The 20,011-nt window shown below is 45.3% G+C and carries 19 protein-coding genes and 1 pseudogene; 18 read left to right on the top strand and 2 right to left on the bottom strand.

The features are described 5' to 3' along the window. The 14 genes from dapA to nhaC form a co-directional block, all read left to right on the top strand. A partial coding sequence (gene dapA, locus VK097_RS10345) for a 4-hydroxy-tetrahydrodipicolinate synthase (protein ID WP_324211730.1) occupies positions 1-638 on the top strand: 638 nt, incomplete at its 5' end. Positions 639-688: 50 nt separating this feature from the next. Further along, positions 689-2,203: a 5-carboxymethyl-2-hydroxymuconate semialdehyde dehydrogenase gene (gene hpaE / locus VK097_RS10340; protein WP_324211729.1), complete on the top strand. Its 1,515-nt coding sequence runs from the start codon at positions 689-691 to the stop codon at positions 2,201-2,203. Between the two features lie 47 nt (positions 2,204-2,250). Next, entirely contained in the window at positions 2,251-3,726 is a 1,476-nt protein-coding gene (gene hpaB / locus VK097_RS10335; RefSeq protein ID WP_324211728.1) for a 4-hydroxyphenylacetate 3-monooxygenase, oxygenase component, read from the top strand. 13 nt (positions 3,727-3,739) lie between these two features. Next, positions 3,740-4,798 carry a 3,4-dihydroxyphenylacetate 2,3-dioxygenase gene (gene hpaD, locus VK097_RS10330; protein WP_324211727.1) on the top strand — a complete coding sequence of 353 codons (1,059 nt, stop codon included), beginning with the start codon at positions 3,740-3,742 and terminating at the stop codon, positions 4,796-4,798. 184 nt (positions 4,799-4,982) lie between these two features. Continuing rightward, positions 4,983-5,456, top strand: a complete 474-nt coding sequence (locus VK097_RS10325) for a flavin reductase family protein (RefSeq protein ID WP_324211726.1) — start codon at positions 4,983-4,985, stop codon at positions 5,454-5,456. Positions 5,457-5,585: 129 nt separating this feature from the next. After that, positions 5,586-6,377 (top strand): fumarylacetoacetate hydrolase family protein, encoded by a 792-nt coding sequence (locus tag VK097_RS10320; protein WP_324211725.1) that lies wholly within the window; start codon positions 5,586-5,588, stop codon positions 6,375-6,377. After that, positions 6,374-7,162, top strand: a complete 789-nt coding sequence (locus VK097_RS10315) for a fumarylacetoacetate hydrolase family protein (RefSeq protein ID WP_324211724.1) — start codon at positions 6,374-6,376, stop codon at positions 7,160-7,162. The genes VK097_RS10320 and VK097_RS10315 overlap by 4 nt, the downstream gene beginning before the upstream one ends. Next, positions 7,143-7,526, top strand: coding sequence for a 5-carboxymethyl-2-hydroxymuconate Delta-isomerase (locus VK097_RS10310; RefSeq protein ID WP_324211732.1), 384 nt, complete (start codon positions 7,143-7,145; stop codon positions 7,524-7,526). Before VK097_RS10315 ends, VK097_RS10310 begins: the two co-directional genes overlap by 20 nt. An 86-nt stretch (positions 7,527-7,612) precedes the next feature. Then, a complete protein-coding gene (locus VK097_RS10305; protein ID WP_324211723.1) occupies positions 7,613-7,747 on the top strand; it encodes a hypothetical protein in 135 nt (44 codons plus the stop codon). 96 nt (positions 7,748-7,843) lie between these two features. After that, positions 7,844-8,980 carry a Leu/Phe/Val dehydrogenase gene (locus VK097_RS10300; protein ID WP_324211722.1) on the top strand — a complete coding sequence of 379 codons (1,137 nt, stop codon included), beginning with the start codon at positions 7,844-7,846 and terminating at the stop codon, positions 8,978-8,980. Between the two features lie 34 nt (positions 8,981-9,014). Beyond that, positions 9,015-10,079: a pyruvate dehydrogenase (acetyl-transferring) E1 component subunit alpha gene (gene pdhA / locus VK097_RS10295; RefSeq protein WP_324211731.1), complete on the top strand. Its 1,065-nt coding sequence runs from the start codon at positions 9,015-9,017 to the stop codon at positions 10,077-10,079. Beyond that, entirely contained in the window at positions 10,079-11,074 is a 996-nt protein-coding gene (locus tag VK097_RS10290; protein WP_324211721.1) for an alpha-ketoacid dehydrogenase subunit beta, read from the top strand. Before pdhA ends, VK097_RS10290 begins: the two co-directional genes overlap by 1 nt. Positions 11,075-11,086: 12 nt before the next feature. Continuing rightward, positions 11,087-12,340 (top strand): dihydrolipoamide acetyltransferase family protein, encoded by a 1,254-nt coding sequence (locus VK097_RS10285; protein WP_324211720.1) that lies wholly within the window; start codon positions 11,087-11,089, stop codon positions 12,338-12,340. A gap of 22 nt (positions 12,341-12,362) precedes the next feature. Next, positions 12,363-13,799 carry a Na+/H+ antiporter NhaC gene (gene nhaC / locus VK097_RS10280; RefSeq protein ID WP_324211719.1) on the top strand — a complete coding sequence of 479 codons (1,437 nt, stop codon included), beginning with the start codon at positions 12,363-12,365 and terminating at the stop codon, positions 13,797-13,799. Positions 13,800-14,224: 425 nt separating this feature from the next. Here nhaC and VK097_RS10275 read toward each other — a convergent pair whose 3' ends face one another. Both VK097_RS10275 and VK097_RS10270 read right to left on the bottom strand, forming a co-directional pair. Continuing rightward, a complete protein-coding gene (locus tag VK097_RS10275; protein ID WP_324211718.1) occupies positions 14,225-14,719 on the bottom strand; it encodes a PTS sugar transporter subunit IIA in 495 nt (164 codons plus the stop codon). 36 nt (positions 14,720-14,755) lie between these two features. Continuing rightward, entirely contained in the window at positions 14,756-15,490 is a 735-nt protein-coding gene (locus VK097_RS10270) for a GntR family transcriptional regulator (RefSeq protein WP_324211717.1), read from the bottom strand. A 151-nt stretch (positions 15,491-15,641) separates the two neighbouring features. On the opposite strand from VK097_RS10270, the gene VK097_RS10265 reads away from it, so the two are divergent. From VK097_RS10265 to VK097_RS10250, 4 genes and pseudogenes are all read left to right on the top strand, one after another. Continuing rightward, entirely contained in the window at positions 15,642-16,967 is a 1,326-nt protein-coding gene (locus VK097_RS10265) for a 6-phospho-alpha-glucosidase (RefSeq protein WP_324211716.1), read from the top strand. Between the two features lie 22 nt (positions 16,968-16,989). After that, positions 16,990-17,733 (top strand): chitin disaccharide deacetylase, encoded by a 744-nt coding sequence (chbG, locus tag VK097_RS10260; RefSeq protein ID WP_324211715.1) that lies wholly within the window; start codon positions 16,990-16,992, stop codon positions 17,731-17,733. 6 nt (positions 17,734-17,739) lie between these two features. After that, complete coding sequence (locus tag VK097_RS10255) at positions 17,740-19,143, top strand: PTS transporter subunit EIIC (protein WP_324211714.1); 1,404 nt, start codon at positions 17,740-17,742, stop codon at positions 19,141-19,143. A 674-nt stretch (positions 19,144-19,817) separates the two neighbouring features. Continuing rightward, positions 19,818-20,011, top strand: a pseudogene (locus VK097_RS10250) (formaldehyde dehydrogenase, glutathione-independent); the annotation flags it as partial.

Raw genomic sequence — 20,011 nt, 5'->3', positions numbered from 1 at the left:
AAAAAGCTATTGCCATCGGCGCTGATGCAGCCCTCGTGATCGTTCCTTACTACAATAAACCAAATCAGGCAGCCCTATATAAACATTTCAAAACCGTTGCCGATACCAACGATATTCCAATCATACTATACAACATACCCGGACGAACTGCAGTCAACTTAGAAGTGGAAACGATTGCAAAACTCAATCGGGACTGTCCGAACATCATCGGTGTGAAAGAATCCAATAAGGATTTCGAGCATGTTAACCGTGTGCTGTTAAATTGCGGCAGGGACTTTATGTTATTTTCTGGAATTGAATTACTCTGCTATCCGATGCTTGCTATCGGCGGATCCGGCTCAATCAGCGCAACATCCAACGTTGCACCGGCAAAGGTGGCTGAAATGCATAATGCATGGAATGAAGGAGACCTCAAACGGGCGCAGGATTTGCATTATGAGTTAATGCCGCTTAATGATGTGCTGTTTAAAGATACAAACCCTGCTCCGGCCAAAGCAGCGCTCGGCATGTTAGGTAAAATTAATCCGACATTACGCCTGCCGATGGACGTTCCGACGCCAGAATTGCAAGAAGAAATCCAGGACGTTTTAAAAAATTATTATGCTGAATCGGAGCTGAAAGCATTCGTTACCCCATAGAGAATGAGTGTGATCAGAGGCTTTGGAGACCTTTCAAAGGAGTGAATAAGATGAGTCAGACAGTACAGGCCAAGCAACAGCAGATTATTGAACAAAACGTTAAAAACATCAAGCATTATATTAACGGTGAATTTGTTGATGCCGCATCTGGTAAAACATTCGCAAATATGAATCCGTTTACAAATGATGTGATAAATCAGGTGGCTGAGGGAGAAGAGGCGGATATTGATAAAGCGGTCGAGGCAGCTGATCGAGCTTTTAAAGGGCCGTGGGGAAGGCTGAAAGTGAAAGAGCGTCTCGCATATATCAACAACATTGCAGACATCATTGATGAGCATATTGAAGAAATTGCACCGTTAGAGTCATATGATACAGGATTGCCGATCAGCCAGACGCGGAAAATGGTAGCCCGGGCCGCCAATAATTTCCGTTTCTATGCCGAAATGGTGTCTGCACGCATGGCAGGAGAAGCATACCAGGTGGATGATGAATTCATCAACTATACCGTCCGGAAACCCGTCGGTGTTGCCGGGCTGATTACGCCGTGGAATGCGCCGTTCATGCTGGAGACATGGAAATTAGCGCCGGCGCTGGCAACAGGAAATACCGTTGTGTTGAAACCGGCGGAATGGTCGCCGATCACAGCTAACCGATTGGCGGAAATCATCGATAAAGCTGAGCTGCCGGCAGGTGTTTTCAACATTGTGCACGGATACGGCGAGACAGCAGGGGCATCGCTTGTTGCCCATCCCGATGTGAAGCTTATTTCTTTTACGGGCGAGACGAAGACAGGCACAGACATTATGAAAAATGGTGCTGATACTCTAAAGCGCACATCTATGGAGCTGGGAGGAAAATCACCGATCATCGTTTTTGATGACGCGGATTTTGACCGCGCGCTCGATGCTTGTACATGGGGCATTTTCTCGTTTAACGGCGAGCGTTGTACAGCCAATTCCCGCTTGTTCCTCCATGCCGATATTTATGACGAATTTGTTCAGGCTCTTAAAGAACGCGTGGACCGTATCGTTGTCGGCGACCCGATGGATGACGCTACACAAGTAGGTCCGCTCATTTCCACGACACATTTTAAAAATGTACAGCGCTACCTTGACATGGCTAAAGAGGCAGGAGCGACAATTTATAGCGGCCATGTTGCTGATGCGTTTAAGCGCGGGAATTTTATTCCGCCCACGTTACTGCTGGATGTGACGAATGATATGACAGTTGCCCAGGAAGAAATTTTTGGCCCTGTGCTGGCGGTCATGTCATTTAAAGATGAAGATGAAGTGATTGAACTGGCTAATGATGTCAAATATGGTCTTGCCGGCTATGTATGGACACGGGATATTCAGCGTGCACACCGTGTGGCGCAAGCAGTTGATTCTGGCATGTTCTGGATTAATTCACAAAATGTGCGCGATTTGCGGACCCCATTTGGCGGTTCCAAATCGAGCGGAATTGGCAGAGAAGGCGGGCATTATGCATTTGATTTTTATACAGAAACACAAATCATTCATGTTGCCCTGACGGACCATCATATTCCGCAGTTTGGCAAAAAGTAATCAAATAAATTTAAAATGTGAATGGATTTTGTAAGGAGGAAGAAATCATGGGTGCCAAAACAGGCCAGCAATATATTAATAGACTGAAAGAAGCTCATAATAACGTGTATATCCACGGGGAACGTGTTGATGATGTCACAGAACATCCGGCCTTTAAGGGTGTTGTTCAATCCATGGCTAAATTATATGATATTCAGCATGAAAAGCCGGAGAAAATGCTCTATACGTCCCCGACAACGGGGGATCCAGTCAGCAAGACATTTATGGTGCCGAAAACGGTGGATGATTTAATCGCACGCCGTGAAGCGATCATGGAATGGCAGCAATATACGGGAGGGTTAATGGGCCGCTCGCCTGACTACTTGAACGCGGATGTCATGGCTATGGGCGCTGCAGCCGATTTTTATGCAGAGGGCGATCCGATGTTTGCGGAAAACGCACGCAGGTATTACGAATATGCGCGTGAGAATGACTTAAGTCTGACGCATACGTTAATCCATCCGCAAGTCAACCGGGCAAAAATGCAGGCAGAACAGAAAGATGCGAACGTGGCGCTGCATCTTGTCGAGAAAACGGATGAGGGGATTATTGTAGATGGCATCCGTCTGCTTGCGACACAGGGCGGTATTACAGACGAGATTCTTGTGTTCCCGTCAACCGTTATTAAAGCGGATGTATCGGATGACCCGTATTCCCTGGCGTTTGCCCTTCCGAATAACACACCTGGTCTGAAATATTTATCGCGCGAAGCGTTTGTCGGCGGTGATAACGCATTTGATCATCCGCTGAGTGCGCAATTTGAAGAAGGCGATACGATTGTTTCGTTCGACAATGTGCTTGTCCCTTGGGACCGTGTCTTCATTTGCGGCAATTCTTCCATCTGCAACCGCGCGTTTGGCGAGACAAATGCTGTTGTGCATATGTCACACCAGGTTGTGGCGAAAAACGTCGCCAAAACAGAGTTCATATTAGGTGTTGTGCTGACATTAATGGAATCCATCGGCATTGACGGGTTCCAGCATGTCAAAGACAAAGGAACAGAAATCATGCTGACTTTGGAAACGATGAAATCCCATCTGTACAGAGCCGAGCATAATGCATCACTCGATAAATGGGGTGTCATGACACCGGACTTTGCAGCGCTGGATGCAGCGAGAAACTGGTATCCGCGCATTTATCCGCGGCTGGCGGAGATTGTCCGGATTCTCGGCGCATCAGGCTTGATGGGCATCCCGACACATGCAGACTTTCATCATGAAGAAATCGGGCCGATTTTGCACCGGGCCATGCAAGGCAAAAATGTAGAAGGCTATGAACGTGTGCAGATTTTCCGCTTAGCCTGGGATTTAACGATGAGTGCATTCGGCAACCGCCAGACGCATTATGAATATTATTTCTTCGGTGATCCGGTCAAAATGGGAATGGCTTATTTTGATAAGTATGATAAAGAATCCTATAAGGAAAAGGTCCGGGCATTTCTTGACCGCCAAAACGTATCCAAACCAGGCTTGATCAAAGCGTAGGGGGGTAAAATCAGTGACGGAGACTTTCAATATTATCCGGACGGCACGAGCGATTGTACGTGTAACGGATTTAGCGGCTGCGAGGGATTTTTATGTAAACGCTTTAGGTTTCATTGAAACGGAAGCTGACAATAAGCATGTTTATCTGCGCGGGCTGGAAGAACAGAGCCATCATTGCTATGTGCTGAAGAAAGCAGAAACACCTGGTGTGGAAGTTATCAGTTATAAAGTAGCCCGGGAACAAGATTTGGATGAACTGGCAGCATTTTTTACCCGTAAAGGGATGCCGGTGAAGTGGATGGAGGCCGGCAGTCAGCGGGCTGTCGGACGTGCGCTTCGCGTAGCGGATGTGTCCGGTATTCCTGTTGAATTCTTCTGCCAAATGGATACGGTCCAACGGGCACTGCAGCGTTTTGACTTGTACAAAGGGGCATGCATGCAGCGGATTGACCATTTCAACTGCATGGTGCCTGATGTCCAGAAGGCATATGATTTTTATATTCATGACCTTGGCTATCGCGTTTCCGAGTATACAACGACTCAAGGAGATGACCGTATCTGGGCAGCCTGGCTGTACCGCAAGCCGTCTGTTCACGATGTGGCGTTTATGAATGGTAAGGGGCCGCGTCTGCATCATGTCGGATTCTGGCTGAGCGACCCGATGCGCATTATCCATGCGTGCGATGTGCTTGCATCGATGGGCTATGCCAAAAATATTGAGCGCGGCCCGGGACGCCACGGGTTATCCAACGCCTTCTTCTTGTATCTCCGCGATCCGGACGGCAACCGGATTGAACTGTATACGGGCGACTATTTCACAGGCGATCCGGATTTTGAACCTGTTCGCTGGGATCTGGATGATCCGCAGCGTGCCACATTCTGGGGACACGAAGCGCCGGACAGCTGGTTTGATGAGGCGATGGGATTTGTTGATTTCACATCAGGTGAAATGGTGGCGACAACCGAAGCCACTTTGGAAAAAACGAAAACCGGATTTCGTCATTTAAGATCAGCAGAGCGAGCGCTCAAGCGTCCGAGGGCGCTATTGTCCGGACGAATCTTTTCTAAATAAAAATTCGTGTTTCGCAGCATGTTCAAGAGTTGACATTAGCCCGTAATAGCCATTGCCGCCGGCAGACGGCAATGGCTTGAAAAAACAGTGTCCAGCCGGACAGCTCTCCCATAAGATATGAATAGTATGGCGGAAAGATGTGTGTTCTTTTTCGGTTCATCAAAATGTGGAAAGGAGCGTTAGGATGGATGATAGAGCCTTTCGTAATACAATGGGCAAATTTGCAACGGGTGTAACCGTTGTTACAACGAAGACAGAGGAAAATGTCCACGGTATGACGGCGAATGCTTTTATGTCCGTGTCAATGAATCCAAAGTTAATTACCATCTCCGTTGACAACAGAGCGACCATGCTTGATAAAATCCACCATTCCGGACGGTTTGCGGTTAGTATACTCGGCGAAGAACAACAGGATATTTCCATGCATTTTGCCGGTCAAAAAGAGAAAGACGATGGTGTGGAATTTGATCTGATCAATGACATGCCTATTGTCCGGGATTCACTGGCTACGGTCGTTTGTGACGTGTACGATTCCTATGTCGTCGGCGATCATACTTTATTTATTGGAAAAGTGCTGGAAATCAATTTAAGGGATGGCCGTCCGCTGACATTTTATCAAGGACAATATGGCAATTACCGGGCGCTAGAACATGCGTGACAGGTCTAAGCCGGCGCGGATATTGCCATCTGATGACAGACAATATCCGCCCCTGGCCATAGACCAGCCGTCACACTGGTCTTTCTGTCTGGCATGATGTGTGATATCACAATAGGGGAGTGAGCTGATATGAGCCATGTAACAATGAACTTGCACGGTGTCAGTCAAACAGTTGCAGGTACGGTAACTGAGCAGGGTCAGACTGTTGTCATTCACGGAAAAAAATACAAGACAGAGGAGCTTTCCTATGATGTGCCTGTATCCGGAACAGTTTACGGGACGCTCTTAAACTATCAAGGCGCTTTTAAAGCGTTCGAGCCGGCTATGCATAAGGATCCTTATAAAGCGCCGCCAAAGGAACCCGTTTTATATATCAAACCTAAAAATACATACACCAGCGCTCATGCGGCGATTCCGCTTCCAGCCGGTGTATCCAGACTGGAGATGGGGGCATCCCTTGGAGTAGTAATCGGCAAAACGGCATCCCGGGTGAAAGCATCAGAGGCAATGGAATATATCCGAGGATATACAGTCGTAAATGATGTAACGATCCCCCATGAAAGCGTGTATCGCCCTGCAGTCAAAGAAAAAGCAAGAGACGGCTTTTGTCCGATCGGCCCCTGGATTACCGAGCGGGAAGCTATACCTGATCCGGACGCCCTGGACATTCGTGTTTATATCAACGGCGAGCTGCGGCAGGAGAACAACACACAAAACTTGATTCGCTCTGTCGGAAAGCTCATCGAAGACGTGACCGCATTTATGACGCTGTATGAAGGGGACGTGTTTTGCACCGGTGTCCCGGAAAACGCGCCGCTTGCCCGGGAAAACGATCGTGTCAAAATTGACATCACCGGCGTCGGTGTGCTGGAAAATACCATCATACGTGAAAGCCGCATACAAGGAGGGGCTGTTATATGAAACATGCACGTGTCGCTTTTGGCGGGCTAATCCATGATGCTGTGGAACAGAACGGAAAAATTAAACTCCATGATGGCCGCACCGCTCTGGAACATGAGGTCGTCTGGCTGCCGCCTGTCCAGCCGCGCACAGTGTTCACACTAGGTTTGAATTATGCTGACCATGCCAAGGAACTGTCCTTTTCCGCCCCGGAAGAACCGCTCGTCTTTTTAAAAGGACCTAATACATTCATCGGCCATCGCGGATATACATACCGGCCGAGCCATACTGAGTTTATGCATTATGAATGCGAGCTGGCTGTTGTGATCGGCAAAACAGCCCGAAATGTGAAAAAAGAAGATGCGTATGATTACGTATCAGGCTATACCATTGCGAATGATTATGTCATTCGTGATTATCTGGAAAATTACTACCGTCCGAACTTAAGGGCAAAAAACCGCGATACTTGCACACCGATCGGGCCGTGGCTGGTGGATAAAGACGATATAGCCGATCCGATGAATTTAACATTGCGCACGTATATAAATGGCGAACTGACCCAGGAAGGCACAACAGCTGATATGGTGTTTAGCATACCGGATTTAATCGCATTTTTAAGCAGCTTTATGACACTCGGTCCGAACGATATTATTTTAACAGGGACACCTAAAGGTTCCGTTGATACGGCCATTGGCGATGAAGTGATAACGGAAATCGAAGGCATCGGCCGGCTGGCTAGTACGATTGTTGGCGAGGACGTGTATGAAGAAGCAGGTGACGGGCAAAATGCCGCATCTATATATTGAATATACAGACAATATTCAAGCCGAAGCAGACATGCCGGGTTTGCTGCGAAAGATGAACGAGACACTACTTTCCCATCGTGATGTAATCCCGGCGGGAGGACTGCGCAGCCGGGCGATGATGTTAACGGATTATGTCGTTGCTGACGGTTCGTCTGATGATGCTTTTGTGCATGTGACACTAAAACTGGGAAAGGGCCGCACCGAAGAAGATAAACATAAGATATGCGACGATCTGTTTAAAACGGTGAAAGACCATTTCAGGCTGCTTTACGACAAACGCTATTTAGCGCTTTCGCTGGAACTATACGAGTTTCAGCAGCCGACATGGAAAAAGAATAATATCCATACGCGGTATACGACGTAGTACACCCTGTATCCGGATGTGTTCACAAAATTGTTTCAATACTTTTAGGGGTTGAAAAATGACTACATCCTGCAGGTTGTTTGCCGGTGATGAATGAAGGTTATGCGCATGTGTTAAGAGGCGGGCAGATGGACAGCCAATCAAGGAACAGCAGCGCTTCATCCATCATCGAAAACGTCCGAAACAAAGCAGCGATGGCAAAAATGAAACCGGTATCATAGTTGAGGGCGGGATTAAGCGAGCTGTCCTTTTTAAACATGCTCTGCAGAGGAAACGGGAGTTTTTATTTCATAAAAAAATATAAGGGGGAGTGGTTTATGAAGCAGCTGGCAGACAAGCAGCAAGAAAAAAATATTTTTGAACAAATGGCTCACCATGAACAAGTGATGTTTTGCAATGACCCGGCCACAGGGCTGCAGGCGATTATCGCCATCCATGATACAACATTAGGACCGGCATTAGGCGGAACGCGGATGTATCCGTATCAATCTGTTGATGAGGCACTGGAAGATGTTCTTCGGCTGTCGGAAGGCATGACGCATAAGTGTGCAGCGGCCGGTCTTGATTTTGGCGGCGGAAAAGCGGTCATTATAGGCAATCCGGAACATGACAAATCGTCTGCCTTATTCCGGGCATTCGGCCAGTTTGTCGATTCCTTGAACGGGCGCTTTTACACGGGGACAGACATGGGCACAACGACCGATGATTTTGTGGAGGCACTGAAAGAAACCAACTTCATCAATGGAATCCCTGAAGTGTATGGCGGAAGCGGCGATTCATCGATTTCGACCGCACAAGGTGTTGTTCACGCCTTGGAAGCGACTCTTGAATATCTTTTCGGCAGTCATGATTTGGGAACGAGAACGTATGCCATTCAAGGGCTGGGAAAAGTGGGCTGCAAGGTCGCTTTCCATTTGCTTGAAGCCAGAGCTGAAATTTATGTAACGGATCTGAACCCCGACAGGGTGAGAATCATCAAGGAAAAGGCAGCAAAGACAAATGGAAATGTATACAGTGTTGATCGCGGCGACATTTACAGGACAGAGGCAGATGTCTTTATTCCTTGTGCCATGGGCGCCATTATCAATGATCAGACGATTGATCAGCTCAAGGTTAAAGCGATTGCCGGCTCGGCTAACAATCAGCTGCAAACACCCGGCCATGCCGAAAAGCTTCAGGAAAAAGGCATTTTATACGCGCCGGATTATATTGTCAATGCCGGCGGGCTGATTCAGGTGGCTGATGAATTGTACGGTCCGGATCCCGAGCGGGTCCTTGTTAAGACAAAAGCCATTTACCGCATGCTGTTCGACATTTATCAGCAGGCGGAAACGGATGGTGTGACAACCGCAGAAGCTGCCGGCAGAAAAGTTCGCCGGGTCATCAAAGAACAACAGAGCCGCAATAACTTCTATACCCGGACACGCCGGCCAAAATGGCATATCCGCGAGTAACATAACTTGAAAGGGTGATAACGTGGTACAAGATATGAAGCGCGCGTTCCCTGTCATCCGGATCATGGACCAAAACGGGAAAATGACCGATGATGCTTATACTGATCAGATCGATAAAGATTTCGCGCGGACATGTTACCGCCAGCTCGTATGCATGAGGGCATTTGATCGGAAAGTCATCAATCTGCAGCGCCAGGGCCGGATCGGGACATATCCCGGCTTTGAAGGCCAGGAAGCAGCACAAGTCGGAAGCGCCCTGGCTCTGCGCGAAGATGACTGGATGTTTCCGACATACAGGGACCATGCGGCCAGTATAACTTTCGGGAAATCTTACAATATTTTATCCTCATGGAATGGGCGATTGGAAGGACACGTGCCGCCAGAGGGCAAATACATTGTTCCTCCATCGGTGCCGATTGCGACACAGCTGCCGCTCGCTGCAGGGGCGGCTATGGCGAATCAATACAAGGAATCAACTCAGGCTGTGCTAACTTATTTCGGTGACGGGGCAACGTCTGAAGGCGATTTTCATGAAGGCTTGAACTTTGCCAGCGTGTTTCAGGCGCCTGTCGTATTTTTTAACCAAAACAATCAGTACGCCATTTCTGTTCCCATTTGGAAACAAATGCATTCCGAAACGATTGCTCAGAAGTCTCTCGCCTATGGCATCCCGGGGATACGAATTGACGGAAACGATATTTTTGTTGTGTACTTTGAAACGAAAAAAGCATTACAGCGCGCGCGAAGCGGAGGCGGGCCGACGCTCATTGAAGCGGTGACATGGCGCTACGGAGCCCATACGACAGCAGATGATCCGACAAAGTACCGGGACCAAAAAGTGGAAAATGAAAAACGCCGCCGCCATGATCCGATTACGCGTCTGGCATTATTTATGAAAGAATACGGATACTGGGATGACACATGGGCGAAAGCATTAGAGGAAGAGGTCAAAGCAGAAATTGACGAGGCAGTGAAAGATCTGGAATCCATGCCGCCTGCCAATGTCAGCGATATGTATGATTATATGTTTGAAGAGCCGACATGGACGATCGAACAGCAAAAGGAAGCGTATATGAATTTTCTGCGGGGGGATATGTGATGGTGATGCATACAAAGACACATCAGCTGACACCGGTTCAGGCGATTACCGATGCCCTGCGGACTATGCTAGAAGAGCGGGAGAATGTTGTCGTGTTCGGAGAAGATGTCGGGAAAAATGGAGGCGTCTTCCGGGCAACAGACGGACTGCAAGCGACGTTCGGGGAGAAGCGGGTGTTTGATACGCCATTAAGTGAATCAGGCATTGTCGGCACGGCCATTGGGATGGCGATGAACGGGCTTTTGCCTGTTGCAGAAATCCAATTTATGGGCTTTATTTATCCGGCGTATGATCAGATCATGACACATGCGACAAGAATGCGCTATCGTTCAAAGGGTGCCTTTACGGTGCCGATGGTAATCCGCACGCCTTACGGAGCAGGTGTGAGAGCGCCGGAAATTCATTCGGACAGCATGGAAGCATTGTTTACACATATGCCGGGCATCAAGGTCGTCTGCCCGTCCAATCCATATGAAGCGAAAGGGCTTTTGATTGCGGCGATTGAAGATCCGGATCCTGTTTTGTTTCTGGAGCCGCTGCGGTTATACCGGGCTTTTCGCGGCGAGGTGCCTGAGGGCAAATATGACATTGAACTCGGCAAAGGCACGCTGCTGCAGGAAGGAGCCGATGTCACGATCATTGCCTGGGGGGCGATGGTGCCCGTTGTGAAAGAAGCTGCAGAGCAGGCGGAGAAAAATGGCATCACGTCTGATGTCATCGATTTGCGCACACTTTATCCGCTTGATAAAGATATTATTTCTGAATCGGTGCAGAAAACCGGCCGGTGTGTCGTTGTTCATGAAGCGCCAGCTGCGGGCGGGCTCGGAAATGATATTGTATCGCTTATTAATGATACATCGTTTTTATATATGAAAGCACCGGTTGAGCGGGTGACCGGGGCAGATATTCATGTTCCATTCTGGGCGCTGGAAGACCACAATCTCCCCACACCGGAACGTGTTATGGCGGCGATCCGCAGCGTTATCCATTTTTAGGAGGTGGCATTATTGGTTGAGATAAAGTTGCACGATATTGGTGAAGGGATGACAGAGGGAGAGGTCCTCACCTATTTGAAAAAAGAAGGCGATCATGTTGAACAAGATGAGCCGATTGTGGAATTGCAGACAGACAAAATGGTGACCGAGTTAACAGCACCTGTGACAGGCACGATCAAGGACATTTTCATTGCGGAAGGAACGACCATTTCGGTTGGTACAACGATTCTCACGATTGAAGCAGCAGACACCGCGCCAAAAACAGAGCATCCAGCCGGAGAACAGCCAAATCACCGAATGCCCGCTTCCCATCGTGCTGACAGGCAGTCATCGGCAAAGCAAAAGCCGATTCATGTAAGCGGCCCGAAGCGAATTATTGCGGCCCCGTATACTCGAAAAGTGGCGAGAGAACTCGGTGTTGATATAGAATTGGTCGAAGGGACCGGTAAAAACGGACGGGTTACGGTCGAAGATGTCCAGATGTTTGCCCGAACAGGAGAAAGTGCGGCTGCAACAATGGCTGCCGAAGACGCAACAAAACCAGCCCCCGCAAAGGAAAAACAGACATCTGATGACAAGATAGACGAGGCCATTATTCCGTTTACAGGCCGCCGCCGGCAAATCGCCAAAAAAATGGCCCAATCGATCTACACCATTCCGCATGTCCATCATATGGAAGAAATGGATATGACCGAACTACTGGAAATCAGAAAAGACCTCCAAGCGGATGTGTCAGTCGCTGCCTTTTTCGTTAAGGCGCTCACCATCGCATTGCAAGATTATCCCATTTTCAATGCTCAACTTGATGAAGAAAAAGAAGTTATCCGGCTGGCAAAAAACGTGCACATAGGCATAGCTGCAGACACAGAAGAAGGATTGATCGTCCCGGTGATTCAGCATGCGGATCAGAAGTCCATTCTCGCTATCCATAAGGAAATGAAGGAGCTTATGGCAAAAGCGCGGGAAAATCAATTGACACCAAAAGAAATAACCGGAAGCACTTTTACCGTCAGCAATGTCGGACCGATGGGCAGTATTGGAGCAACACCGATTATCAATTATCCGGAAGTCGGCTTGATGGCCTTTCATAAAACGAAAAAAATGCCTGTTGTCGGTGACAATGATACCATTGTCATCCGGTCGATGATGAATGTGACATTCACATTTGACCACCGGGTGGCCGATGGCGGAAAGGCCATTGCATTCACCAATCGATTGAAAGCATTGCTTGAGGTGCCCCAATCAATGCTCATCGAACTCGTTTAAAAGTAAAAAAGGAGAGGTTCCGATGTTTCGTATAAAAAGTGAGCAAATGCCCCCTTTGGCAGAGGCTGTCATCATCATCCTGGCTGTGATCTTTGTGATAGGGGTCAGTATTATTTATTTTGAAGCACCCCCGCATATTCCTTTAACGATTGCCTTGCTGCTATTAATCATTTACGGGATCATTAAAAATATTCCTTATGCCAAATTGCAAGAAGGATTTGCCGAAGGGGCTACATCTGGAATGGGGGCTGTCTTTCTCTTCTTTATGATCGGTATTTTAATCGCCTCCTGGATTTATAGCGGCACCATTCCGACGCTGATTTACGCCGGATTTGAATTGGTGTCACCCAGTTATTATTATGCCATCGTCATGGTCGTTACAGCTATTGTAGGGGTTTGTGTCGGGAGTTCGCTGACGACAGTGGCAACAGTCGGTTTGGCTTTTATCGGGATTTCCCAGGCCTTGGATATTTCCCTTGCCATGACCGCCGGTGCAATTGTATCAGGGGCATTTTTTGGCGATAAGATGTCCCCGCTTTCCGATACAACGAATATGGCGTCTACGATTCTTGATGTCGATCTGTTTGAGCATATAAAAAACATGATGTGGACAACCGTTCCGGCATTTTTGATGGCATTAGTGATTTTCGGCTTTATGTCACCGGAAATCTCGGCAGCCGACTTTGGCGATATGGCATTGTATCAGCAAGGGCTGTTGGATACCGGCATGATTCACTGGTATAATGCGGTCATCCCGCTCGCTGTATTGGTTGTCTTTTCCATCTTTAAAGCTCCGGCCTTATTGTCCCTTGCAGCCGGCGCATTCAGTGCGATTCTTGTTTCATTCGTCCATGCGATGCCATCCGTCGGGGAATTGTTCGGCATCCTGTTTTCAGGCTATGTATCTGAGACAGGTGTTGAAGAAATCGATGAATTGCTGACACGCGGCGGATTGGAGAGTATGTTTTCCACAATTGGCATTATTTTGCTTGCGTTAGGGCTGGGCGGCTTGCTGTTTAAACTCGGGCTTGTGCCCAGATTGTTCGCCTCGATTGAGAATATGCTGCGGACGGTCAAGTCGGTCATCATTGGTTCAGCCCTGAATGCTATCGGTGTTAACATACTCGTCGGCGAGCAGTATCTGTCTATTCTTTTAACGGCCGAAACATTCCAGCCGCAGTTTCAGAAGGTTGGCCTGGCTAATAAAAATTTATCAAGGGTATCCGAGGATGCAGGGACAGTCATAAACCCGCTCGTTCCATGGAGCGTATGCGGTGTCTTTATCACCAGTGTCCTAGGCGTGCCGACGATTGAGTATTTGCCATTTTCGTTTTTCTGTCTGCTAAGTCTCGTTCTGACTATTATCGCAGGCATAACCGGTAAAACATTGACTTATACGAAGGCTGTCCCGGTGGATGCGCCAGCGGCAGAATCGCCGGATCAGAGTGAAATGGGGTAGCGATTTTAGATAATCATTAAGGGAATCTATGCGATATCATTTATTTGAGTAATCAAATATCTGTGTGCATACGATGAAGTGAGAGGAAAGTTGGGAAGCATCCCCCTTTCCTCTCGATTTTTTTGATCTGTCATCAATTACTTTCGTGTTATAACGTCGTGTTTAAGATGTAACGAATGAGGTGTTAGCGACCCGGGAAGAACTTTAGAATACTACCAAACATCTGCATTCCATTTAATTCTGATCGGCTGTTATCTTTTCTCTCAGTCCCGTTATCCCGTCAGCGTCAGATTTTGAAGATGACAAGGATTTGATTTTTTGAGATGGGAAATGGATATAAATAATCAATCCGTCCCTCATTTTTATAAAAAAGGTTTTTTTATTGTATAGCAGTTCCATCATTAAAAAATACGGCGATTCAATACTTATTTCCTCACAAGTAGAATGTGATCCTGCCCAGCAGTCACTTCTTTAGTTTCTGTTACATTTATTTGTTGCATTTCAGCTGTATTGGTAATGATCACCGGTGTAACGACACTTTCTGCTTTAGATTTAATTATATTCATTTCAAATGTTATTAATTTGTCCCCTGGGTTCACTTTATCACCTTCATGGACGTGTGATATGAATCCTTCCCCATTAAGACGAACAGTTTCAAGTCCGATATGAATAAGTATTTCCATACCATTTTCGGTTTCCAATCCAATCGCATGTTTAGTCTGAAATAGTTGTACGATTTTCCCCTTAACAGGTGCTAAAACTGTTTCAATGACGGGTTCAATCGCGACTCCATCTCCCATCATTTTTTGGGAAAATACGGGATCTGGCACATTTTCCAAAGGAATAACTTTCCCAGTTAATGGTGCAAAAATAGCGACCTCTTTTTCTGCTTCTTTTTTACCGAATAATTTCTTAAGCATTGATTAATCCTCCAATAATGTGACTTCTGGTATGTGCTAATATATTTGGTCATCACCGTTTCGGGATGAAATGAATTTGAACGAATATTTATGCGGGTGGAAATATACTTTTGAATATTCAAAAACAGTTCCATTTTGAAATGTTGAATAAGCTTCCAGAAACAATAAAGGATCGTTTTTATCGATATTAAAGTAATTCAATATTTCTTTGTGAGGTATTCGCGGTATAAGTTTACCGTAACGTCTATCAATTTTATAACCCTTTCCGCTGATATATTCGTATTTCGATCGTTTCATTACATCAATGGATAAATCTGGGAAAAGATCTACCGGCAAAAATGATTCTTCAAGTATGAGCGGTTCATAATCCGCAAGTCGTAGGCGTTTAATGTAATACACTTTTTTGTCTAAATCCATATGCAAATACGTCTGAGCATCCTCGGGCGGGGGCATAATCTGAAACTCAAGAATTTCGTTCGATGGATTATTATCCAGACTATTCATCTCTTCTGTAAACCCTTGCAGTTTTAATATATTATGCTCTATTTTTCCATGACTTATATAAGTGCCGCTTCCTTGAACACGGTAAAGGATGTCTTCATCAACAAGTTGTTTTATAGCTTCCCTTATGGTGACTCTGCTAACCCCATATGTCTTAGCCAGTTTTGTTTCTGAAGGTATAGCGTTCCCAGGTGATAATTTAGCGTTTGAAATATCATTTTTAATTTTATTCGCAATTTGCTTGTATAATGGCATCGATTCATTCCACATGTTAACTGCCTCCTTTCCTCGGCTATCTTAAAGTATACCATTATTTCATTCTTTTTTCATACCGGTTACAAAAATTGTATTGAAGTTGTATTGATATATTATATAAATTGAGTTATACTTGTATTGACAACAAAGAGAAAGGGGTTACATGATGAAAAGACAAAATTTAGTCATTGTCGGTGGCGGAAGTACGTATACGCTTGGTATAATCATGAGTTTAGTTGAGGAAAAGGAAAATTTTCCGCTGCAGAGTATCACCTTTTACGATACGAACGGGGAACGTCAAGAAAAAATAGCCAAGGCAGCAAAGGTGATTCTTAAAGAACACTACCCTGAATTGGAAGCGTTCAACTACACAACAGATAAGAAGACAGCATTCAGCGGGGTTGACGTTGCGTTTGTCCAGATCAGGACAGGCGGACTTGCCATGCGTGAGCTTGATGAACAGATACCCATTAAGCATGGAGTGGTTGGCCAAGAAACGTGTGGAGCCGGTGGAATGGCGTATGGACTGCGTTCCATCACAGATATGATTGAATTAGTCAAAGATATCCGGACATATTCAAAACATGCTTGGATTTTAAACTACACGAATCCAGCGGCCATTGTAGGCTTAGCTTTGAAAAAAGAATTCCCTGATGATGAGCGCATTCTTAACATTTGTGATATGCCGATTGCCATCATGAAAAGTTACGCCGATTTACTTGAAAAAGATGTCTGGGATCTTGTACCGGAATACTTTGGTCTAAATCATTTCGGATGGTTCAGCAAAATCCTTGATAAACAAGGCAATGATTTAACCCGGGAAATTAAGGATAAAATTATAAATGATGACTTTCTCCCGACAGATAAAGAAATTGCAAATGACGAATCCTGGATCCAAACATTCAGGAAGGCCAGACAAATGCTGATCGACTTTCCGGAGTTTTTGCCAAATACCTATCTTCAGTACTATCTGTACCCGGACGACCTGGCTGAAAAAGAACATCCCGATAATACACGGGCAAGACAAGTCATCAACGGAAGAGAGAAGCGAGTGCATGAATTATGCGATCACATTATTTCACAGCAGACGTCAAAGGATATAAATGTTGAGTCCGATATTCACGGTGTTTACATGATTCGGGCTGCGGCTTCTCTAGTTTTTAACTTAAAAGAAACATATATCGTTATGGTTGAAAATAACGGGATTATATCTAACTTGCCTGCGGACGCTCTTGTAGAAGTGCCAGCCGCTTTAACTAACCATGGACCGAAAGCATTTTCAGTTGGCGACATCCCGACTTTTTATAAAGGACTCATCGAAAACCAGTATGCTAGTGAAAAATTAATTGTTGAAGCTTATTATGAAAGCAGCTACAACAAGCTCATGCAAGCACTTACCTTGAACAGAACAATCGTGCATGCACCGACAGCTAAAGCAGTGCTTGATGATCTGATTGACGCTAACAAAGACTACTGGCCTCTATTTAAATAATCTTTCAGAAAGAGGGACAAACATGTTAAAGCTTATTATTAATGCAGATGACTTCGGTTATTCTAGAGCGGTTAATTATGGCATTATAGATGCCCATAAAAAGGGAGTTCTCACGTCGACGACATTAATGACGAACATGCCCGGTGCAGAACATGCTTACAAACTGGGAAAAGAATACAATCATTTGGGAATAGGTGTGCACCTTACATTAACGTGTGGCAAACCGTTACTTGACAATCATCAAACCCTCGTTGATGCGGATGGAAACTTTAAAAAGCTACATCATTATCAAGGAAAATTTCATGTTGATCAGGATGAACTTTATCAGGAATGGAAGGCCCAAATAGAGGCTTTCCTTGATTCCGGTTTGAAACCGACTCATATAGACAGCCACCATCATATTAATAATTTAGAGCCAATGCTTCCTGTGTTCCTTAAGTTAGCAAAAGAATATGATCTTCCCGTCAGAAATAATTTCAATCAGGCATTTGCCGATACAAATCTGATAACAACTGATCAATTTGAATACAATCCAGAAATTATGTTAGCGGATACAGAGGTAATACTAGATCGTTACAAGGGTGCGGAAACGGTTGAGATTATGTGCCATCCAGCGTATCTAGACAAATTTATTATGGAAAACTCCTCATATGCCACACCTCGTCTAGAGGAATTGGAAATGCTTACACATTCAAAAACAAAGGCAAAGTTGAAGGATGCAGATGACTTCCAATTAATCACATATAAAGATTTAAAACAGGGGTGAATAATAATGAGACATTTCATGCAAAACTTGGGAAAGGCGATGCTGCTTCCGATAGTGGCTCTTCCTGCAGCGGGAATATTGTTCCGTATTAGTGCAGAAGATCTTCTTGACTGGCCCTTAGTTCAGGCTGCCGGTGCAATTTTTAATAACATTGATATTCTCATCGCTATCGGTATTGCAATGGGGCTTGCTAAAACAAAAGATAGGGGTATTCCAGCTTTAACCGGGTATCTGGCGATATCTATTTTAAGTGAAGGATTGTCTATCATGAATCCGGATCTGGATATGAGTGTGTTTGGCGGAGTATTATCCGGATTAATCGCAGCCTTTATTTACAACCGATTTAAAGATACTCGATTACCGAATATGTTTTCCTTCTTCGGCGGAGAGAAATTTCCAATCACCATGATTATTGTAACAATGATACCTGTAACAGGGATTTCTGCATTATTATGGCCATATGCTCAGCAGGGAATTGATTCGCTTGCACAAGGATTAGCCGGATTAGGGGCATTGGGAATATTTATCTTTGGCTTTCTCAACCGTTTCTTGCTTCCGTTTGGATTGCACCATGTACTCAATACGTATATATATTTTGGACTTGGCAGTTATGAAACAGAATCTGGTGAAATTGTAACAGGGGAAATCACTCGTTTTCTTAACGGTGATCCAACTGCTGGTTACTTTTTAGGCGGTTTCTTCGTTGTCATGATTTTTGGTGTTCCCGCCATTGCTCTAGCAATTACAAAGGCTGCCAAGAAAAAGAAAAAAGAAGAAACAAAAGCCTTAATGAGCTCTGGGACTTTAACTTCTATTGTAGCGGGTTTGACCGAACCTGTTGAATTTACATTCTTATTTACGTCGCCGCTATTGTATTTTATTCATTCAGTCTACGCGGGACTGGCCGGAGCCACACTATATTTATTGGATATTCGAATCGGATTTTCTTGGGGCGGGAGTGTTATTGACTACGCTTTAAACCTAGGGCTTTCTGATAGAGGATTGTTGTTAATCGCTGTTGGTCTCGTATTCGGTGTATTATACTATATTACTTTCTACACCATTATTGTGAAAAAAAATATTAAACTTGTAGGGAGAGAGGACGACAGAGAATTTAGTGAAGAACGAGAAGACAAAGAAAAGGAACTCGAATTGAGTCATGGACATTATGAATATATGGCAAAGAAGTTATTACAAAATATCGGTGGTAAAGATAATCTGGTTGATTATGAAAACTGTATGACACGTTTGCGTCTCGTTGTTAAAGACGCAACAATTGTAGATGAAGAAAAAATCAAACAAACAGGTGCACACGGAGTTGTTAAGATTGATGATGAACACGTGCAAATCGTTATTGGCCCTGAGGTAAGCAACGTGTTCCAAGAATTTAAGAAACACGTTGAACAATAAGTTTTCAGATTTACAAAAGGCTGACTCAAAAGTCTACTATAATACAGCTTTTGAGTCGGTCTGATTTTTTACCGATTACGAAGAAAATCCGCCCTTTGTTGTCACCGGAGTATGATCAACCGCTGTCTATCTTTCTATCGATATTTCACTTTTAAACCTTTTCTTATCATGATCTGTTCTCCCGTTCTTCATCTATTTTACGACCATTTTTGGCTGCGCAACAATGCTAGGTCAAGATACTTTGGTATCCATACATAATTAGTTTTGATCATTAATATATCATTTCATCACATCTCTTCAGTCCACAAAGCGTTAAGACCTCCTCTTCCTCCTTCATGACTACAATCGATTCGGCTGCCCTAATAAGGGGCATTTTTTTTGAAAAAAATTTTACACATGTGTTGCTGCCTCTGGCACCCCTTTTTGCATAAAGCCTTCGATTATAATATAAAGAGGGATCGTATCCCGTCTGCCCGCAGCCTCTTCTTCACCGCGCTCGCTGCAGTTTAAGCAACATCACACAAATTTCTGGCATACATGTCCATCAACAGGAATACAATGTTACCACTACAACTTTTTTACCAACCAATAGCTACAAAAGGCCATCATCTATCATTCATGAACACAAGCTGATCTTTTCGTCACCAACTATTACTTTTAAAGGAGTGGTTCAGTTGGCAGCCAATAAAGCTGTGGCGTATGTCGGTCCGGGTGAAGTTGAGGTCAAGGACATTGGGTTTCCCGATCTGGTTTTGCGGGACGGGCCAGGGGTCAATCCGCTGAATGTGGGCAGAAAGTGCAACCACGGGGTGATATTGAAAGTTGTGGCAACAAACATTTGCGGCAGCGACCAACATATGGTGAGGGG

This window comes from Lentibacillus sp., assembly GCF_035301675.1.
Lineage (GTDB): Bacteria > Bacillota > Bacilli > Bacillales > Amphibacillaceae > Lentibacillus.
This window is presented reverse-complemented; position numbering and strand designations above follow the sequence as displayed.